The organism is Neobacillus drentensis, from assembly GCF_021560175.1.
Classification (GTDB): Bacteria; Bacillota; Bacilli; order Bacillales; family Cytobacillaceae; genus Neobacillus; species Neobacillus drentensis_A.
The window spans coordinates 2,420,697-2,439,757 of sequence record NZ_CP091110.1 but is presented as its reverse complement, the minus strand read 5'-3'; the positions used below and the strand labels follow the sequence as shown (position 1 = coordinate 2,439,757).

Here is a 19,061-nt window from a genome sequence, read left to right as displayed (position 1 = left end):
CTGTTATTGAATAATTTTTGAACTTTTTGCCAGTGCTGCTGTCTTTTCAATGCGCTGGCTTAAGGGTTTTTTTAAGACAAATGCTAACAGAAAGCTGACGGCAACAAAGAGAAGCAAATAGGAAATATCCTTTATCACTACATCCACTACCATCCCGCCGACTGTTTCGCGGAGCATACTTACTGCATACGTAAACGGCATAAAAGGGTAAATCTTTTGGAAAAATGCAGAGGTGGTACTAACAGGAAAGGTCGCACCGGAACTTGATATTTGCAGAACCAAAAGAATGATAGCTAAACCTTTTCCGATTGTGCCAAAAACAGAGCATAACGTAAACGTGATAATAACAAACACAATCCCTATCAAGATACTGAGAAGCACAAACCAAAGTTTATCAACTGCATACGTATGGATGAAATATAAATCACCGAGTGAAACAATAACAGCTTGAAGGATTCCGATCGTAAGGAAGGTAAGCAGCCTTCCGAAGTAAACCTGATAACTTTTATACTTTTGAGCATCTTCTACATCTACACGAAGTGAGGCAATGAGAAAGGTAGCCCCCACCCAAAGGGCCAGCATCGTGTAAAAAGGGGTCATCGCCGATCCATAATTCGGAATAGGGAAAATTCTTTTTGTTTTTAACAGAACAGGGCTCGACAAAAAGCTACTTTCTGCTTGCGGGTCATGTTTCAAAAATTGAATTAAATCATTCACATTAACACTGCCTTTTAATCTTCGCAGTTTATCAGCCGTACTTCTTATCTGTGCTTCAAAGCCCGGTAAATCATTTCTTGCAAGATTCGCAGCCTTATGGACAGCCGCTTCCAACCCCGGGAGCTTTGTTCGAATGAGATTTGCGGCCTTCCGAATATCGCTAATGACAGCAGGCAAATCATTTCGTACAAAATTAGCCGCTTGATGAATCCTTTTTTCAATAGTGGGAAGATCATTTTTCATGAAATTGGCGGAGCTGTTTATTATTTGTTCCCCGTCTGAAACTTTCTGCTTGAGTTCAACCCGAGCTTGCATCACGGTAGTGTGAAGGTTTACTAAATCATCATGAAGAGTTGTTAACTTTGACGTATTAGCACTGGTTTCAGCCTGTGCGGCAGCTTGTGCGGTACGCTCAATTGCTTGATTAATATTTGTCTCGATTTCGGATAAATTGGCTTCGACTTGAGTTATAATTCCATTTACACGATTCAAATCAGTCAATTTGTCTTGAAGTGCCAATATTTTATCGCTTGCTTCATTGACGAGCGGAAGATTCGCTTCAACTTTTAGAATACTGTTGCCTGCTTGGGTAATTTCAGGGATTCTTTGCTCCAGTTCGATGATTTTTTGCCCCTTTTCTCTAATTTCGGGCAGTTTTCCTTCTAACTCAATCGCTTTCTTTCCCATTGCATCGATTTCCGGTAATGCCTGTTCTAGTTTGAAGATTTGGTCCTCCATGTTGTGAATCGATGGCAAGGCCTTCTCTAACTCAATTCCTGCTTTATAAAAACCGGAAAAAATGGCATCCCCCACTGTTTTGACAAATGCCTGACTAATTTGGTTGGTTATACTTGATGCCCCAGAACTCGCAATTTTTGGAGCAACGGCATTAATTTTTTCATTTACCCCAAACAAGATCTGTGGCTTTTTCGGATTTATTTCAAGAATACTGGTCATTTTTTTTGAAAAATCGGTTGGGATATAGAGATAAGCATAATAATCCCCTTTTTCGACCCCTTTTTTGGCGGTAGTGTAATGAACAAATACCCAGCCAAGTTTCTTGTTGTCTTTTAGATTTTGGACAATTTCTTTTCCTACGTTAATCTTCTTTCCTTGGATTTCCGCTCCTTCATCTTCATTGGCAACAGCCACCTTAATTCCAGAGGTATTGCTGTATGGGTCCCACATTGCTTTAATATTAATCCAAGCATAGGCGGAAGGCAGTATTGTAAGTGCCCCCAATAACAAGATCGCAATAGGCACATTGCTTATATTTTTCCAATCAGTCCTATAGATGCTCCATATTTTCCCCATAGTCCCCCGCCTTTAGTAAGAATTTCTCCACTTAGCTTTCCACTAATTACTTAACTAGATTCAGGGAAATGAATAATCATATTTTTTGCGTGAGCTATTTAGGCATTTCGTTCAGGTGATAAAGAGTGTGACTGCATATGCTGATATAAAATACTTGATGAAAGGGGCATTTCTGTGAGTAATTCATCGGACAATTCAATCATACCTAATTCGGTGATTGATTTACTTGTAAGTGATATTTTTCGAAAAAATGGGATCAGTTTAGACAAAGCGAAAGGAAACTTATCTGAGGAACAAAAACAAATGTTAAAAGATTTAATCAAAGATTTATCTCAGCAAGTGGATTCGTTTGTTAAAAACCCCTCAAACGAAAAGAAAATAGATGAATAAACGAACCACTTATGACGCCTCTATGGCGTTTTTTTTAGGCCATTTTTTAAAATAGGCTGTTTTTAGGGACTCGTCCAATCATAACAGGAGACAACCTCATATATTAAATCGAAACTAACAAAAGGAGTGTTTTATAAATGGGATCATCCAGCAGGGATAGACACAAAAGCAGCCGTAGCGAGAAAAGCTCTCGTGACTACGAGAAAAAAGAGTATAAATCCAGCTCCAAGCATGACGACCAAGAAAAGAAACATCGTAATGCAGAAGTAACACAGGAAGCAGGCCAATTCTCCTTTGTCGACCAAGAATCTGATGAGCTAATCTTTATTAAAGATTCTTGCAACGTCAAGGTTCACTCAACTGATACACAAGCAGCGGTTTCCTTACAAGTGGGACTACAGCTAGCTATTGCGATTGTCGTTAGAATTACAATTGGAGATTCTCCAACAGGGCAAAGTGTTTTACAAGATCTAATGCAGGTTTTTGATTCAGAACAGACAAACAAGCAAAAAGTGATTGTCGAAAATTCAAAAGATATCTGTATTACAACTACTGATACAGACTTATCTGTCAATATTCAAGCCCTATTACAAGTACTTGTTTCATTAGTGGTTAAGTTAGACGTTCTATAAAAAAACAATAAGAGGTGAAAAAATAACATGAGCGAAAATAAATGGAAAGCATTGGATCACTGCGATGATAATTGTAAAGAAAATGAAGCAAACGTTTCACAAGAAGGAGACCAAGTGACTTCAACAACACAAGAATCCTTTGAATGGATTGTGGTAAAAGATTCTGAAGGCGTCACTGTTCACACAACCGATACTCAAGCAGCAGTTTCCCTACAAGCTGCCATTCAGGTAGCCATTGCTGTTGTCATTAGTATCACGATTGGAGATTCAGAAAAAGGCAGTGCAGTCGCACAAGATTTTAAACAATTCTTCAAATCAAAACAACGTAATTCTCAAAAAACAATCATTCATGGAAGTAAATGTGTGGAAGTGACAACAACAGATACACAAGTCTCTGTGAATATCCAAGCATTACTTCAAGTTCTAGTTGCGATTGTTGCAAAATTAGATGTTCTTTAATTAAACGGTTTAAACAAAAACAATAAAGGCTGCCCATCGGCAGCCTTTTATTATTTAGTCGTTTCCTCTTTTTGCGCAGAATTATAATTATATTTTGAACGGTCAACAGGTGTAAAGTTTTTTGGCGTATAGAAACGTAATAAATCGCCATTAACTACTTTATCTGAAAAAGTTAATTTTTGCTGAACCATTTCTTTGTATTTCTTTGCTTCAACCAGTTTGTCCGATTCTAACTTAAGCCCAGTGGCTGAATCATAATATTTACCATCAATCGATGATATTGTTGGGCTCACATAGTCACCGTTTCGGAATGCCACTAAACTATCATGCTGTTTAGACAGTAAGTCCGTACCAAATTGAACATTATCTTTTGTATCGATACCTAATAGATGAAGAACAGTTGGTAGAAGGTCAACTTGACCACCATACTCATGGTTTACCCCACCCTGCACGCCAGGGACACGGATAAACAACGGTACACGCTGTAATCCAGCACTATCAAAAGGTGTAATTTCTTCTTTGCCAAGTACTTTTGCCATCGCTTTATTATGATTTTCAGAAATTCCATAATGGTCACCATACATAATAATAATGGAATGATTATATAGCCCAGACTTCTTAAGATAATCAAAAAATTGCCTTAATGCTTCGTCAGCGTATCGAGCTGTTTGGAAATATCCATCTACAGACTTATCACCTGTTGTACCCGGTGCAATCGTTGCATCTTTTTGATTCATCGCATATGGATAGTGATTGGCAACCGTTATAAATTTAGTATAAAACGGCTGTGGCAATGATTCCAATAGTGGGATGGATTGCTGATAGAATGGTTTATCCATTAAACCATATTCTGCCTCATCGGATGAATTAATCTGATAATAGTTGGCATCATAAAATTTGTCAAAACCAAACGATTTATAGATTTCATTTCGATTCCAAAAACTTCCGGAATTACCATGAAAAACAGCGGAAGTATAGCCATTCTGCCCTAAAATAGCAGGTGCAGCCTGGAATGTGTTTAACCCTTTCGTTGTAAAAACAGATCCCTCTGGTAAGCCAAACAAAGAATTCTCGAGCATAAATTCGGCATCAGATGTTTTTCCCTGCCCTGTTTGATGAAAAAAGTTATCAAAATACATGGTATTTTGCTCTTTGATCAATGAGTTTAAAAACGGTGTAACCTCTTCCCCATTTAACTTATAATTGATCAAAAAGTTTTGGAAGGATTCAAGGTGTAAGTAAATCACATTCATACCCTTACCTTTAGCAAAGTAAGCCGGGTTTGGTTCGGCATAGTTAGACTTTGTGTAATTAACAACTTCAGTTATATCATCACTGCTAGCCATTACTCTTTGTGCGGATGCATGTGTGCTTTTCACTGCATCATAGATCGTGTAATTATACATTCCTAGATATTTAACAATATAATTCCGGTCAAATCCTCTAGTTAATAACTGTGGACGATCCATTTCCGCCAGCGATAAGTTTACACATGAAACCATCAGCGCTAAAGAGTATAAGACAGAAATCTTTTTACGCTTTATATCGCTCATTTCTATTTTAACAATCCGGAAAGAAAGTAGAGCAATTAAAACGATAAAGTCTAGAAAGAATAGGATGTCATATGGTTTTAATAAGGTAAGCACACTTCCACTCACGTCCCCAAAGTTTTGAGTCTGTGTCAGTGTAGGCAGTGTAATAAAGTCGTTAAAGAATCGATAAAAAACGACATTCGCAAATAATAGAAAAGATAATAAGAAATAAATAACCATCATCGAAATATATTTCTTTCTTCCTTTAAAAAAGGCGGATACTCCTAAAAAAATCAAGGAAGAACCTAATGGATTAAAAAACAAAAGAAATTTTTGCAATGTATTTTCTATGCCCAATTGAAATTGTGTTAATTGGACTAAATAAGTTTTCAACCATAGGAAAAGAACAGACAAAAATAAAAAGCCAACATATTTATTTAAAATACTTTGACTCTTAATTCGTAACTTATTCATGTTTCACATCACCTCATAGTGCAATATTATGACAAAAAAGATTTGACAATTAAATAGAAGTTTGTACCCAAATTGACTAACATCTATCTTAACAGGTAAATATGAACAATTCATGAACAAAAGTTAAAAATGTTTCTGTATGGACAGAAGAAACTACTGGGTAAGAGAATGAATTCGGAAATGCGTAGGAAAACTATCTCTGTGCACTTCAAGGAAGGAGGCACTAGTCCTGAACAACTTTTCTAACACTTTAAGGAGGGTAACGATGGGAATATTAAGTGGGAATCCAAAAGACGAGCCCTTACATTATGGCGAGGTTTTTGATATTTGGGCTTCACAATTAGCTGGAAACAATATGATTTCTGGTTATAAAACAATGTTAAATCATGCTGGTGATGAGGATTTAAAAAAGGTACTTCTTGAAGCAATCGAAACAGGCGAACAGCAAAAGAAACAGATTGAAGAACTTTTGAAGGAAAATGGAGTTGGTTTGCCACCAGTTATGCCTGACCCGCCGGAGGCTTGTTTAGAAGACATTCCAATAGGTGCCAGAATTCCGGATCCAGCGATTGCAGCTACCCTTGCAGCAGACACGGCCGCCGGTTTAGTCGCTTGCAGTCAAGTCATTGGAATGTCTATAAGGGAAGATGTTGCCATGATGTATGGACAATTCCATACTCAAAAAGCAGCACTTGGTGCAAAAGTTTTACGATTAAATAAAGAAAAAGGCTGGCTGATCCCACCACCGCTTCATCTTACTAAACATCACGACTGTTAATAGCGAGCATTTCAAGCTCTTTTCATCATCCACATTGGAGGAATTATAATGACTAAACAGGACCCTAAGCAGCCAAACAATAATGCAATAGAAAGTGCCCAAGGATCTGGTTCTGAATATCACCGTGAGCACGCTGGCAATGTTCCAGATTATGGTGGAAACAGTATGGAGCAAATTGCTAAAGACGAATTAAAAAATCAAACCGACAGTACAAATATGTAATCTAAAAGCAAAAACGTTTACAAAAAGAGCCGTTATTAAACATAAAAGAGGCCGACCCAAAAGATGGTTGATGACTAAATTTGCACACCTGTTGATTGGAGCGGAAGGCGCGAAGACTCCTGCGGGAGTACGGGGCAGGGGAGACCCCGCAGTAGCGAAGCGACGAGGAGGCTCCCCGTACCGCCCGCGGAAAGCGAAGCGCCTGGAGCGGAAATCAACAGACTAGTTTAATGTAATAAAAGAAGGTATCCCAAAACTTTTGGGACACCTTCCTTTATGTTTAGATTGGTGCTTTCTGAGCTGTTAATCTATTTCGTCCACTCATTTTAGATTCAAGCATTAATTGGTCAGCTTGAATATATCCTTTTTCTATTGGTAGTCCCTCATTTAATTTAAAAAAATAAAGACCCATAGAAGAAGTATATTGAACCTGTATCGTTTCACCTTTGTACTCTAGGTTTAGGGTACAATTTTCAATGTGCGTAAGAATTTCTTTTAACAAGAAGGTTGTTTCCTCATAAGCTTTATTTCGAATAAACATAGTGAACTCTTCGCCGCCACTCCTAAATAAGAAATCATTCTTTCCAAGAAAGGTTTGAAGTTTTTTTGCAAAATGGATAATGACTTGGTCTCCAACGGCATGATTATAGTTATCATTTATTCTTTTAAAATTATCAATATCACCGACTACAATCCCAATCCATTCCTCACAATGGTTAAGCTCTGTCATTTTCTTATCCATATAAGCCCGATTATGTACACCAGTTAAGAAGTCCGAAAAGGCCATTTGTTCAAATTGATCACGCTCAAGCTTGTGCTGAATTAATTGTGCCTTTGAAATAAACGAATGACCTACTAAATAATTGATGATAAATAAACCAAGGACCATTTCCCATAACCCCTCTTTAATCAATAGAAATAACATCCCATTTATAAAAGAAATACGAAGGAGATCAAGAATACTTCTACTTTTTACAAAGCTAATCAGTTCTTTTTTTGTGCTGATTTCTTTCATCAGATAAAAAATAATAACTAAAAAAGTATCAGATAAAATAGCATTTACAATGACTAGGATAAACATTAAAATCCAAAATCCAAATGGGACAGCAGAAAAGGATTGGTTTAGAATTTGGTATAGAAAAAAGGTGATCGTATTTTGCAGGACAAAAGAACCGATGTTATAAAAGATGTGGAGAAACTCTTCAGGGTCATCCGTTTTTGTTACTTTTTTATAAAAATAGGCTGTAATCCGAAAAAGGGATTCATATACTAATAAACCTGCTGGACCAAATATTAAAATAAACGATAGACTATAATTGAGCCCATAATCAACCGTAACATTCCCTTTTTTACTAATCGTTCGTAAATGGAAAGAAAGGACCGTAAAGATCCAGTAGATGAGTAGTGCTTTGAAAAAAAACGTTTCACCGAAGAAGTGACTCTTTGGGAGTAATGAGCCTAACAGTGATACTAAAAATAAGATCATGATATAAATTTTATCCTTGCTCATACTGGATTGGTCCTCTCTTCATCTACTTTTGTGCTTACATCATTAGAAGTTATGAATCGCCCATAATAAATAATAATAATATATTAACAAAATATTAAGAGATAGGTAATCATTATTTTTAATTAACTTTAACTTTTCAAACTATTTGTAGATTTATTCCTACTGGTTGGAAGTATAGGTAAAATAAAAAGTCCATCCCAGTGTCGGAATGAACGTTTTACCTATTAAATTTCACCAAAAACTCCTGCGTTTTATTGTAGTAAATAAACCCGTTCGGGTCTGCCAACTGTTCCATAGGACAAATCAGCTTCAATTTTTTCAATTGATACTAAATGTTCGAGATACCTTCTTGCGGTGGTTCGACTAACGCCTACCTCTTTCGCAACGGTTTCTGCTGTAAGTCCGGTGGTTACTTTTCCAAGGACTTCAATGACTTTTTCAAGTGTAAGAGGATCAATCCCCTTAGGAAGGTAAGCCCTTTCATATGTCGTGTTATCGTTCTCTTTCCAAAACAGTTTGTCCACCTCCTGCTGCGAGATATAGGAATTCTCCTTGGTTAGTTTTAAGAATTTGGCATGATATTCCTGATATCTTTGTAAGGACTGTTTAAATCGTTCAAAAATAACCGGTTTAATAATGTAATCAAACACACCTAACCGAATGGCCGCTTGGACCTTATCAATCTCTTTGGCCGCTGTAATCATGATGACATCCATTTGTTTCGTTTGGAGCTTTGTTTCTTTTAATAAATCTAATCCGTTCATATCAGGAAAGTACACATCAAGGAGAATCAAATCAGGCTGCATTACTTCTATTAGCGTTTTGGCCTCTACATAGCTCACGGCAATTCCAACGGGTTGAAAGCCATCTATCAGCTCAAGAAATCGTTTCTGGATTTCTGCAATTCTCAAGTCATCTTCAACTATTAACACTTCGATATCTTTGTTCCCCTTCATTTAACATCCCCCTGCACTTTGGTATGGCTGCCGTGAAAATGGTCCCTTCCCCTTTAGTAGATGAAAAAGTCAGATACCCGCCTAAGTCATCAATGGCCGTTTGTGCCAAGCTGAGACCGATACCGGAATTACTGTTTGTCTTTTTGGTAGAAAAACCAGGTTTAAAGATGTAATCCTGAACTTTAGGGTCTATGCCAACTCCATTATCTTCTACTTCAATAATTAATTCCTTGCCAAGATCCGTTAAAAAAAGTGTGACTCTTTTTTGATTGTTTTGGCTTTCTCTAACTGCCTCAAAAGCATTGTTGATTAAATTTCCGATAACCGTTACTAACCTATCTCGACTAATTTCAACAGGTACATCTTTAAAACTGCTGCCGCGATCAATGGAAAGGCCAATTTTCAATTCGCTGGCGAGACTAACCTTACCTAAAATAAATCCCGCAATAATCGGATCAGGTATCTCTTTCATTAAAAATTGGATAAAACCTTGCGCTACATCTACTTCCTTTGAGATAAAGTCAATTGCTTCTTTATAAGAGCCAAGCTGAATGAGGCCAAGCAATGTGTATAACCTGTTTGAGTATTCATGCGTTTGGGCCCGTAATCCCTCTGCATATGCTTTAATATGAGATAGTTCCTTTAATAAATTGGCCAGCTCTGTCTTATTCCGGAAGCTTGCAACCGCACCGATTACCTCTCGTTTTTTATCAAAAATCGGAATGCGGTTGGCGAAATATACATCACCGTTAATGAGAATTTCTTGGTCATATTCTGCCTGTCCAGATTGAACCACCTCATACAGTTGGGTATTTTCAAGGATTGTTTCAATTCGTTTGCCACGTAAAAGGACTTCATTCGGAACACCTAAAATGGAATGGGCCGTTTCATTTACCACCGTAATTCGCCCAACCGTATCGATGGCAATGATTCCCTCATGAATAGACTCGAGGATGGCATGCTTTTCTTGATACATCCAGGCAATCTCTCTCGGTTCTAACCCAAATATCGCCCTTTTGATATTTAACGAGATTAGTATGGCAGCAATCAGACTCCCAATTAAAATAATTAAGGTGGTAACAAAGATTTTTCGCTGTATTTTTGCTACCTCTTTTTGAATTTCTGTCTGAAGGTAACCGACTGAAACCACCCCAATTACCATTCCTTCACTAATAATAGGCGCTTTGCCTCTAAGTGAAGGACCAAGGGTTCCGGTCGATTCTGAGATGACAGATTTCCCAATAAAAACACGACCATTATCACCGCCAACCATTTTTTGGCCGATTCTGTTCGGATTGGGGTGGGAATACCGGATTTCGTTCCGGTTCCCAACCACAATAAACTCGGCTCCAACCTGTTTTCGAATTTTCTCAGCGATCGGCTGGATTAATGCTGATGGATCATTTGCTCGAAATGCAGTCTGGATATCCGGCATATTTGCGATGGTTTGCGCGACTGATAAGGCCTTCGTGCCAATCTCATGTTTAAGATTGGTCTCCATAATATTTTTAAAGGAAAATTCGATAATTGTCCCCATGATAATAATTAATATAGATATTCCGAGCATTAATTTCGTATGTAAACGCATGCATACACCTCTATCTCCATTATATAAAAAAAACTCCTTATTAAAAGGAGTTTTTAAACTATTTAAAAAATTTACCCTTCCACATTTATAATGACTTCCTTTCCTTTACGCTTCATCATAAACGGAATCACTAACCAAAGAGCAGTAATTAGTAGAAAGACAAGCGAAATCGGACGAGTAAAGAAGACACCATAATCCCCGTTTGAGATCGTTAAGGCTCTCCGTAAATTATTCTCAACCATTGGTCCTAAGACGAGACCAAGAACAAGCGGTGCGATTGGGTAATCATGTTTACTGAGGAAATATCCAAAAACCCCGCATCCGAGTAAAAGCAACAGATCATTAGTTGAAACTTGAACCGCATACACACCAAAAATAGACACTGCGATAATCATTGGAATTAAATATTTCTTAGGTGTCTCAATGATTTTCGCAAATACTTTCACAAGCGGCAAATTGAGGATGAGCAGCATGATATTTCCAATAAACATACTGGCAATTAATCCCCAAGCCACCTGTGGATGGTCTTCAAATAATAACGGACCCGGCTGAACATTATACATCATTAATGCACCCATTAAAATGGCCGTTGTACCGGAACCAGGAATCCCAAGAGTTAGTAACGGAATCATCGCACCGCCAGAGGCTGCGTTATTGGCTGATTCCGGTGCAGCTACCCCGGCAATCGCACCCGTACCAAATTTGGAAGGGTTTTTAGAAATTCTTTTCTCTAGTAAATAAGAGAAAAACGAGGCAAGTGTTGCACCGGCGCCTGGTAAGATACCAACAAAGAAACCTAAGAGGGAACCGCGGGCAATCGGACCTGCTGACTCCTTAAATTCTTCCTTTGACGGAAGTAAATTAGTAATTCTAGCAATCTCACCATCTTCGTCTTCTTTTTCTAAAATGGTCTTAAATACCTCGCCAAGCGCAAACAATCCTACGGCAATTGTCAGGAATTCAATCCCTTGAAAGAGCCAGGGAATGTCGAATGTAAAACGGGCAATTCCAGAAACTGTATCAATTCCGATTGTCCCAAGCAATAAACCGCAAACTGTCATGATTAATGCCTTGGTAACTGATTTTCCAGCAAGACCGCTTACTGCGCCAAGGCCCAAGAGCATTAATGAAAAATATTCGGCAGGACCGAACTTGAGGGCCACTGCGGATAATGGTTTTGCCAACGCAATCAAAGCAACTAATGTAACAATCCCTGCCACAAACGAGCCGATAGCCGCAATCGATAGTGCACTTCCTGCTCTCCCTTTCTTAGCCATTTGATACCCATCGAGTGTAGTAACAACAGAGGAAGACTCACCAGGGGTATTTAAGAGAATAGAGGTGGTAGAACCGCCATACATCGCCCCATAATAGACGCCTGCTAATAGAATAATTGCACTGGTAGCTGCCTGTTCTGGCGGAAGACCACCTGTAATGGAGGCTGTGACGGGAATAAGTAACGCGACCCCGCTCATCGGTCCAATTCCTGGGAGCACCCCAACGGCGGTACCAATTAACACACCAACAAAAGCAAATAGGATATTATACCAAACAAGTGCTGTTCCAAATCCTTGCAATAAATAATCGAGTGTACTCATCTTTGCACCCCTTCTAGTGATTCAATTCTTATCTAAAACCAAATTGGCCAGCCTGGAAGTGTTCCCTTTAAAACATCTACAAATAAGAAATAGACGATCCCTGAGAAAGCTGCCGCAATTATAATAGAAGAAATTAGTTTTCTTCTCTCCATGGTTTGGAAACAAACCACTAAAAAGAGAAAGGTGGTAATGACATACCCGACCGATTCCAGGGTTAAGATATAAACCAACGTAGCAAGAATAATAATGATAAAAGGCTTGTACTGCAATTCCTCATTCTTGCTATGGCCATACTTGTTAATGAATGTTTCATAAAATAATCGGATACTAAGTAAAACAAGAATAATTCCAAGGACAAATGGAAAAATATCAGGGCCGACGACACTTCCATAGGAAGAGCTCGAAATATGTTTGCTCCCAATTATAAACAGAACACCGACAGTTAAAAATAAGATAGATGCAAAACGATCAAATTTCATCTCCACATGAGTCACCCCCTATAAAAATAAGGAGGAGATTTACCTCCTCCCCTTTCTGCTTACTTCTGCATCCCCAAGGCAGTTAATAATTGTTGGATCTGCTGATCTTGTTCTCCTAAGAATTTTTTGAAGTCAGCGCCGTTTTTGTATTCTAATTCCCAGCCTTGTGTCTCAACTTCTTTTTTCCATTCAGGGGATTGAACTAATTTATCAATGGTTTTTTCCCAATACCCGAAAGCTTCCTTAGACATTTTTTCTGGACCAAATATCCCGCGCCAAATGGTAAACTCGGCATCAATTCCTTGTTCTTTTGCCGTTGGAACATCCTTATAATCGCCAGCTAATCGTTCTGAAGCAGTAATGGCCAAAACCCTTACTTTTCCTGCTTTTAAAAACTCCTTTACACTCGACGCATCGGTACCAATAACGTCGGCATTACCACCAAGCAATGCCGTAATCGCTTCCCCGCCGCCATCGTAAGAGACATACTTTATTTTGGTTGGATCTACTCCAAATTTATAAGCAGGAAGGATAGAAATTAAATGGTCCATCGAACCTGGAGCGGAACCGCCAGCAAATGTTAATTTTGTTGGATTTTTCTTTACTTCTTCTAACACTGATTTTAAATCCTTAAATTTGGAATCCTTTTTAACCACGATTGCCCCATAATCTTTGGTTAGCTGTGCGAGTGGAGTTGTATTTTTGTAACCATATGGACTGTTCCCTTCCTTTTTCAGATTGTTGATAATAATGGGCGGTGAATTCACAAACAGCATGTCATTATTTTCAGCTTGTGCGGTTGCATATTCGGCCATAAAGACTGCGCCTCCGCCGCCCGGCTTATTCTCCACTGTCATTGGCTGGTTGACTAGTTTTGTCTCACCTAAAACCTTTGTAAATGAACGGGCCGTTAAATCCCATCCTCCCCCTGCGCCAGATGGAGCCACTACGGTAATAGCTTTTGTAGGATAGCCAGTACTTTCCTCTTTTTTACCTGGATTCGTCCCTGCTGTTTCCTTACTACTGCTGCAAGCCCCCAAACTTAATGCCAAAGCACCTGCACACATCACTGTTGAGATTTTTTTAAAAGAAAACATTTCACATTCCCCCTTGTAAACGTTTTCTTAATTTTACAAAATTTACGAATGTTTTAAATATTGTATATTTAAGTCACATTAAAAACTTAATCACCATTTTGTTCATAAACTTCATGAAACCAAAAAGAGGACCACTAGTTTTGTCTCTAGGGGTCCTCTTTTTATTGTTTACTTTTTGTCAAACTTGCTATATTCTATCGTCCCTGTTTTAAGAGATATTTAGATGTATTTTCTAAGATTGCTAAGCGGATAAGTTTCACCTTTATATCCTTACTAAGTGAAAGCCATTCAGGTTTATTAATTTTCAACTGAAACTCCCCCTTCAGATCATAGTTCAACATTTATTTAATTAATCCAATGGTTTGATATAACAATTATTCATATTTATGTTCTTCCCGCATCTCCAATGAATCTAACCTTCTTTTCATCACCAATTTATTTGAAAATTCTACATGTTTTTCATCTAGTTATTTGGTTCTAGTTAAATCAATTATTTTACTTAACATTAGTAGTATATTACCAATTTTCAAAATTTTTTTAATTGATAGTTTATTAGATAAACGAAGTATGTTAGTATTTCTTTGATTAAATAACACTTGGAGGGAATAAGTGATGAAAAAGAAAAAAGTATTCGGATACATACTATCAACCGGCATTCTAGCTGCTACACTTGGATGCGGCACCACGGCAGTTTTTGCAGAGCCAACCACAACGCCAAATGGACCATGGGTACAGGACCAACAGAATCTTTCCTTTGAAAGTTTTATGTCGAATGAACAATTAGAAGCAAAATTGAAACAATTGGAACAAGCCTCTAATGGAAAAATGAAGTTGGAACAATTTGGCTCATCCAATGATGGCTATCCCCTTTATGTTGCGAAACTAGGCGATAACAATCCGAACAAAAAACGTGTACTAGTGTATACGCAAATTCATGGCAACGAACCGCTTGGTACTGAAGCTGCTGTCGAGTTAATCCAAAAACTATCAGCTGGAGGCAAAGAGGCTGCTAATATATTGGACAAGGTAAATGTTTGGTTCGTCCCTCGAGTCAATCCGGACGGTACAGCAAATCAATACGAAGGCAAGCCATTCCCTGTTCGATACTCGCACCAAACTTGGAATCCAGAAGAATTAGGACTGCCAGCCGGCACTACCGCTCCTTGGTATTACAATGCTGAAGGCAGTGAACGGGCGCAAAATAATGAGGGAAAAGTCGTATACGGAATCCCTGGTTTTGACCTAAATCGTGATTTCAATCCAAATTACGACTTTAATATAAACAACGAAATTAAAAAGGATCCACAAAAAGTTGCCAATCTCCTAAATAGCACTAGCACGAACAATGGTTCACAAGCATCATTTGTCTTTTCGCCTGAAACACGTGCCTTAACATCATTAGTAAAACAATTTAATCCGGATGTGGCGATTGACCTTCACCACCGCGGTTTTAACCAATTATCAGAAGAAGACAATCGTTCCGTCTCTATTCAGCTTTTAGCTCTATTTACAACTAAACCATACGTAGATCCTTTCAGTGGAAGGACGTATAAAGTGGATAAAGATGTAGAAACATTTAGCAAAAAGGTAAATGCAGTTGCCTATGAATCCTTACAGCGGGGAAATTCCTCTTACGGGGCGATTCAAAAATATCCTCAGGTTAACTATCCAGGATCAGGATTAGGCGCCATTCAATTAAATGGAACTGCCACCATGTTGATTGAAATAAAGGGACAAACCCAAACATTGGGTCAAAAGCAAAATGGGATGTTAAAGGAAACAGCAAAAGTACCGGTTATGGCTGTTCTTAATAGTTTAGCAGATGGTTCAATTGAGAACGTAGATCCGGCAGTTTATGATGCAATCCCAGATTATTCATTGCCAGTAAACGCAGGCGGGAATAAATAAAAATAATGATACAAGGGATGGGCTTTTTTAGCTCATCCCTTGTACTTTTTTAAAAACCTATTTATGACTCTCCATTTCGAGATCGGTAGGAATATCTTATCACCCCCAAATTTTTTTACTTTTTGTGTAAGGAAACCTAACACATTCAATGAAATCCTTATTTTTCTCCTATATACTTCAACTTATCAACCAAATAAAGGTTTCTCGACTTTTAAAAGAGGAACAAAAATTGCTCTCTAGGGTTCCGTTTAAAGAGGTCTTGAAAGACTCCTTTAAGGACTGGTCCGAGAGGGAGCGTACAGTTCACTGTATACACGGAGGGATAAAAGCCCGGGAGAATTTTATTTATAAAATTCTCCCGGGCTTTTTCTTTTCCAACCACAACGGAAAAGGATGGATGAAAATGAATGGAAAACCAACACTTGCAAAATCACTGACACTGCACCAAGTTGTTTTTATGGGGCTGGCCTGGATGACACCAATGATCTACTTCACTGTCTATGGAGTAGCCTTTGAGGCTGCCGGAGGAATGCTCGCTGCTGCCTATGTAACAGCATTTATTGCGATTTTCTTTACTGCCTATAGCTATAGTCAAATGGTCAGGGCCTATCCCATTGCTGGTTCTGCATATATCTATACGAAAAAAGCAGTCCACCCCATTGCTGGATATTTGGTTGGATGGGCCCTTTTACTAGATTATATTTTCTCACCAATTATTGCGATTCTGACTTTCGGGATTTTTATGAATACGGAATTCCCTTCTATTCCTGTTTTTGTATGGATTATCGTGATGAACGTTGTCCTAGCCATTGTTAACATTGTCGGGATTAAATCAGCTGTACGTGTTAGCGGCTTGTCGGTCCTTTTCCAAATTGCCTTTATCATTCTATTTTGTATTTTAGTAGCGAAGGATATTCTAACTGTCCAGACTGGTTCTAACTCGATCCTCTCTTTGGCCCCATTTTTTAACGATCATATTTCTATTGGCGGAGTTCTATCGGGCGCTGCGCTCATCTGTTTTTGTTTCCTCGGCTTTGACGCTGTGACAACCATGGCAGAAGAGACAATTAATGCAAAGAAAACGATACCGAAAGCGATTTACCTGATTGTCGTCATTGCCGTCATTATGTATCTTGCCATATCTTATTTATCACAAATTGCCTTTCCACATTTCACGTTTACCAATCCGGATAATGCCGCATACAGCCTTGTTCAGCTCGTTGGAGGCAACTTGTTAAGCTCGCTCTTTATCATGGTACTAATCGTAGCGACTTTTACACAGGGTGTCTCTTCCGTAACAAGTGTCAGCCGCTTCCTTTTTGCTCTAGGCCGTGAATCGATTTTACCAAAAAAATTATTTACGACGATTCATCCAAAATATAAAACACCGGTTTCCAACATATTGTTTGTTTCGGTCATTTCTCTTTCAGCTGTGTTCATTAATCTTGATTCAGCCGTGTTATTTGTAAGTTTTGGAGCACTAACTGCGTTTACCTTCGTTAATCACTCAGTCATCTTTCATTACTATATCAAGCAGAAAAGAAGAGCACCAAAAGAAACATTTTTGTACTTAGTCTTCCCTCTCATTGGTGCTGGTTTTATCGGTTGGCTGCTTACTTTGCTTGATAAAACCACCCTTATGATTGGATTGATTTGGGTAGCTGTTGGGTTTGTTTACCTAATTGTTAAATCAAAATGGGAAGTGGCTAAGGAGAGAAAATACTCCATTTCAAAGGTGAAACAAATAGCTGACTAATAAAAAACGTGTTAGAAAATATAACATGAATGTTGTTGAAGCTCACAGCCTAACGATATACTAAATTCATCTTAAATAATGGTTTCCGCAAAAAGTTGGAAACAAACAGCTGTCTAGGGTTCCGTTTAAAGTAAACTTTAAAGACTGGTCCGAGAGAGAGCGTACAGTTATGCTGTATACACGGAAGGATAAAAGCCTGGGAGATTCATCTCCCCATGGTTTTTATCCTTTTTTTATTACTGAATAGGAGGAAAAATGACATGAAGTCTCTATCACCATCTAAAATTTCAAAAATGATTCCAGCTGGCGGAAAATGGTCAACTCTGATCAGACGTGGAAAACAAATCACCTTTACTGCTCTCGAGGAGGGTGCGAATGTTTCCCTGCTGCTATATAACGCAAATGATCTGTCCGAACGTTACAATATGCCGGATACCCTGAAAGCCCAGCACACTGCCCATTTAACCAATGGAAATGTCCTCATGAGCGACAACGGCAGGGTCCTTGCGAGCATCATTGAAGATTCACTCGGCTGGCATGATCCCCTTTCTGGCTACACTTCACGGGTACTTACCAATCAAAAATATGGAATAACAACTTATCAAAACGAACGGAATGATTATTACAGAAGCGGTGAAGAAAACTTTGCAGTGGAGCTATTCCGCAATGGTTTAACGCCTCGAGATCTTATGCCAGTCGTTAATTTATTTTCTAAAGTTTATTGTGACAATGATGGAAATCTGCATTATGTTTCAGATCACAGCAAAAAAGGTGACACCATCACGTTGAGAATAGAGATGGACGTTATTTTAGTTTTATCCAATACACCGAACCCGCTAAACCCAGCGTCCACTTACCCATCCGTACCTGTTCAAGTCATAATTACCGAAGCTGAACCCATTCAAGAGAATGATAGTTGTTTCAACCATCGTCCAGAAAACCAGCGTGCATTTGAAAATACATGGGAATACCTTTCACTTTCCAAAGGAGGAATTCAATAATGGCCGTTTTAAATCATGCAGTTAGTGACAAAAAAAATGAAAATGTATTTTTTCACAAAACCATCCCTGCTGGGGAAGGATGGATCTACACCCTTGAGCCGGGTCAGGTTCTTCGAATCGTCGACCTAGAAGGAAATCAAGCGGCAGATACACTTTTTTATGACGCTGATGAACCTTCTGATCATTATAGTGCCGTCAATACCATTCAAAGGCAAGGTAACGTTTATTTATCAACAGGATCCGTGCTTGTCTCCGAATCCGGTAAAGAGCTAGTCAAAATTGTCGCAGATACATGCGGCCGTCACGATACACTTGGGGGTGCCTGTTCAGCGCAAAGTAACACCGTTAGGTATTCGCATGAAACCCTGCCAATGGACAATTGCCGCGATACCTTCATGCTCCAGTTAGCTAAGCATGACAGCCGGTTTTCAAAACGCGATTTGGCTCCAAATGTTAATTTCTTTATGAACGTGCCTGTTACACCAGAAGGAGGATTGACATTTGAAGATGGTGTCTCAGCACCAGGCAAATATGTTGAACTGCAGGCCATTAGCAGAACGCTCGTCTTAATCAGTAACTGCCCGCAGCTTAATAATCCTTGTAACGCCTATAACCCTACACCTATTCAAGTTTTGCTTTGGGATAAATAA

17 protein-coding genes and 2 riboswitches are annotated in these 19,061 nt (G+C 38.6%); of the genes, 9 read left to right on the top strand and 8 right to left on the bottom strand.

Features of this window, described 5'->3' with window-relative positions; genetic code table 11:
* Positions 1 to 3: 3 nt before the first annotated feature.
* Positions 4 to 2,031, bottom strand: a complete 2,028-nt coding sequence (locus tag L1999_RS11205; RefSeq protein ID WP_235743615.1) for a YhgE/Pip domain-containing protein — start codon at positions 2,029 to 2,031, stop codon at positions 4 to 6.
* 174 nt (positions 2,032 to 2,205) lie between these two features.
* Between L1999_RS11205 and L1999_RS11200 the strand changes: the two genes are divergently transcribed.
* From L1999_RS11200 to L1999_RS11190, 3 genes are all read left to right on the top strand, one after another.
* The gene (locus L1999_RS11200; protein WP_215046309.1) at positions 2,206 to 2,421 is read left to right on the top strand and encodes a spore coat protein; all 216 of its coding nucleotides are present in this window, start codon (positions 2,206 to 2,208) and stop codon (positions 2,419 to 2,421) included.
* Positions 2,422 to 2,558: 137 nt separating this feature from the next.
* Positions 2,559 to 3,053, top strand: a complete 495-nt coding sequence (locus L1999_RS11195; protein WP_235743614.1) for a spore coat protein — start codon at positions 2,559 to 2,561, stop codon at positions 3,051 to 3,053.
* Positions 3,054 to 3,080: 27 nt separating this feature from the next.
* Positions 3,081 to 3,512 (top strand): spore coat protein, encoded by a 432-nt coding sequence (locus L1999_RS11190; RefSeq protein ID WP_215046313.1) that lies wholly within the window; start codon positions 3,081 to 3,083, stop codon positions 3,510 to 3,512.
* A 50-nt stretch (positions 3,513 to 3,562) separates the two neighbouring features.
* Here L1999_RS11190 and L1999_RS11185 read toward each other — a convergent pair whose 3' ends face one another.
* Positions 3,563 to 5,518, bottom strand: coding sequence for a lipoteichoic acid synthase (locus L1999_RS11185; protein WP_235743613.1), 1,956 nt, complete (start codon positions 5,516 to 5,518; stop codon positions 3,563 to 3,565).
* Between the two features lie 265 nt (positions 5,519 to 5,783).
* Here L1999_RS11185 and L1999_RS11180 point away from each other — a divergent pair, with 265 nt between their 5' ends.
* Positions 5,784 to 6,296 (top strand): DUF3231 family protein, encoded by a 513-nt coding sequence (locus L1999_RS11180; RefSeq protein ID WP_235743612.1) that lies wholly within the window; start codon positions 5,784 to 5,786, stop codon positions 6,294 to 6,296.
* A 48-nt stretch (positions 6,297 to 6,344) separates the two neighbouring features.
* Positions 6,345 to 6,518: a hypothetical protein gene (locus tag L1999_RS11175; protein ID WP_235743611.1), complete on the top strand. Its 174-nt coding sequence runs from the start codon at positions 6,345 to 6,347 to the stop codon at positions 6,516 to 6,518.
* Between the two features lie 280 nt (positions 6,519 to 6,798).
* On the opposite strand, the gene L1999_RS11170 is transcribed toward L1999_RS11175, so the two are convergent.
* From L1999_RS11170 to L1999_RS11145, 6 genes are all read right to left on the bottom strand, one after another.
* Complete coding sequence (locus tag L1999_RS11170; RefSeq protein ID WP_235743610.1) at positions 6,799 to 8,028, bottom strand: GGDEF domain-containing protein; 1,230 nt, start codon at positions 8,026 to 8,028, stop codon at positions 6,799 to 6,801.
* Positions 8,029 to 8,279: 251 nt separating this feature from the next.
* The gene (locus tag L1999_RS11165; protein ID WP_235743609.1) at positions 8,280 to 8,984 is read right to left on the bottom strand and encodes a response regulator; all 705 of its coding nucleotides are present in this window, start codon (positions 8,982 to 8,984) and stop codon (positions 8,280 to 8,282) included.
* Positions 8,947 to 10,572 carry an ATP-binding protein gene (locus L1999_RS11160; protein ID WP_235743608.1) on the bottom strand — a complete coding sequence of 542 codons (1,626 nt, stop codon included), beginning with the start codon at positions 10,570 to 10,572 and terminating at the stop codon, positions 8,947 to 8,949. The genes L1999_RS11165 and L1999_RS11160 overlap by 38 nt, the downstream gene beginning before the upstream one ends.
* A gap of 71 nt (positions 10,573 to 10,643) precedes the next feature.
* A complete protein-coding gene (locus tag L1999_RS11155) occupies positions 10,644 to 12,170 on the bottom strand; it encodes a tripartite tricarboxylate transporter permease (protein WP_235743607.1) in 1,527 nt (508 codons plus the stop codon).
* Positions 12,171 to 12,202: 32 nt separating this feature from the next.
* A complete protein-coding gene (locus L1999_RS11150) occupies positions 12,203 to 12,655 on the bottom strand; it encodes a tripartite tricarboxylate transporter TctB family protein (RefSeq protein ID WP_235743606.1) in 453 nt (150 codons plus the stop codon).
* A 53-nt stretch (positions 12,656 to 12,708) separates the two neighbouring features.
* Positions 12,709 to 13,746 carry a Bug family tripartite tricarboxylate transporter substrate binding protein gene (locus L1999_RS11145; RefSeq protein WP_235743605.1) on the bottom strand — a complete coding sequence of 346 codons (1,038 nt, stop codon included), beginning with the start codon at positions 13,744 to 13,746 and terminating at the stop codon, positions 12,709 to 12,711.
* A 612-nt stretch (positions 13,747 to 14,358) separates the two neighbouring features.
* Between L1999_RS11145 and L1999_RS11140 the strand changes: the two genes are divergently transcribed.
* The 4 genes from L1999_RS11140 (at position 14,359) to L1999_RS11125 (ending at position 19,061) form a co-directional block, all read left to right on the top strand.
* Entirely contained in the window at positions 14,359 to 15,654 is a 1,296-nt protein-coding gene (locus L1999_RS11140) for a M14 family zinc carboxypeptidase (RefSeq protein ID WP_235743604.1), read from the top strand.
* A 225-nt stretch (positions 15,655 to 15,879) separates the two neighbouring features.
* Positions 15,880 to 15,993, top strand: a riboswitch (guanidine-I (ykkC/yxkD leader).
* Between the two features lie 64 nt (positions 15,994 to 16,057).
* Positions 16,058 to 17,410 (top strand): APC family permease, encoded by a 1,353-nt coding sequence (locus L1999_RS11135; RefSeq protein WP_235743603.1) that lies wholly within the window; start codon positions 16,058 to 16,060, stop codon positions 17,408 to 17,410.
* A gap of 102 nt (positions 17,411 to 17,512) precedes the next feature.
* Positions 17,513 to 17,615: riboswitch (guanidine-I (ykkC/yxkD leader) on the top strand.
* Between the two features lie 55 nt (positions 17,616 to 17,670).
* Complete coding sequence (locus L1999_RS11130; RefSeq protein WP_235743602.1) at positions 17,671 to 18,411, top strand: urea amidolyase associated protein UAAP1; 741 nt, start codon at positions 17,671 to 17,673, stop codon at positions 18,409 to 18,411.
* Positions 18,411 to 19,061, top strand: coding sequence for an urea amidolyase associated protein UAAP2 (locus L1999_RS11125; RefSeq protein WP_235743601.1), 651 nt, complete (start codon positions 18,411 to 18,413; stop codon positions 19,059 to 19,061). The genes L1999_RS11130 and L1999_RS11125 overlap by 1 nt, the downstream gene beginning before the upstream one ends.

Excerpts from the sequence above, each read along its gene's own strand:
- L1999_RS11140 (WP_235743604.1), top strand. The coding sequence starts at position 14,359 with ATGAAAAAGAAAAAAGTATTCGGATACATACTATCAACCGGCATTCTA.
- L1999_RS11190 (WP_215046313.1), top strand. The coding sequence starts at position 3,081 with ATGAGCGAAAATAAATGGAAAGCATTGGATCACTGCGATGATAATTGT.
- L1999_RS11155 (WP_235743607.1), bottom strand. The coding sequence starts at position 12,170 with ATGAGTACACTCGATTATTTATTGCAAGGATTTGGAACAGCACTTGTT.
- L1999_RS11130 (WP_235743602.1), top strand. The coding sequence starts at position 17,671 with ATGAAGTCTCTATCACCATCTAAAATTTCAAAAATGATTCCAGCTGGC.
- L1999_RS11175 (WP_235743611.1), top strand. The coding sequence starts at position 6,345 with ATGACTAAACAGGACCCTAAGCAGCCAAACAATAATGCAATAGAAAGT.
- L1999_RS11125 (WP_235743601.1), top strand. The coding sequence starts at position 18,411 with ATGGCCGTTTTAAATCATGCAGTTAGTGACAAAAAAAATGAAAATGTA.
- L1999_RS11165 (WP_235743609.1), bottom strand. The coding sequence starts at position 8,984 with ATGAAGGGGAACAAAGATATCGAAGTGTTAATAGTTGAAGATGACTTG.
- L1999_RS11185 (WP_235743613.1), bottom strand. The coding sequence starts at position 5,518 with ATGAATAAGTTACGAATTAAGAGTCAAAGTATTTTAAATAAATATGTT.
- L1999_RS11135 (WP_235743603.1), top strand. The coding sequence starts at position 16,058 with ATGAATGGAAAACCAACACTTGCAAAATCACTGACACTGCACCAAGTT.
- L1999_RS11145 (WP_235743605.1), bottom strand. The coding sequence starts at position 13,746 with ATGTTTTCTTTTAAAAAAATCTCAACAGTGATGTGTGCAGGTGCTTTG.
- L1999_RS11170 (WP_235743610.1), bottom strand. The coding sequence starts at position 8,028 with ATGAGCAAGGATAAAATTTATATCATGATCTTATTTTTAGTATCACTG.
- L1999_RS11180 (WP_235743612.1), top strand. The coding sequence starts at position 5,784 with ATGGGAATATTAAGTGGGAATCCAAAAGACGAGCCCTTACATTATGGC.
- L1999_RS11160 (WP_235743608.1), bottom strand. The coding sequence starts at position 10,572 with ATGCGTTTACATACGAAATTAATGCTCGGAATATCTATATTAATTATT.
- L1999_RS11195 (WP_235743614.1), top strand. The coding sequence starts at position 2,559 with ATGGGATCATCCAGCAGGGATAGACACAAAAGCAGCCGTAGCGAGAAA.
- L1999_RS11205 (WP_235743615.1), bottom strand. The coding sequence starts at position 2,031 with ATGGGGAAAATATGGAGCATCTATAGGACTGATTGGAAAAATATAAGC.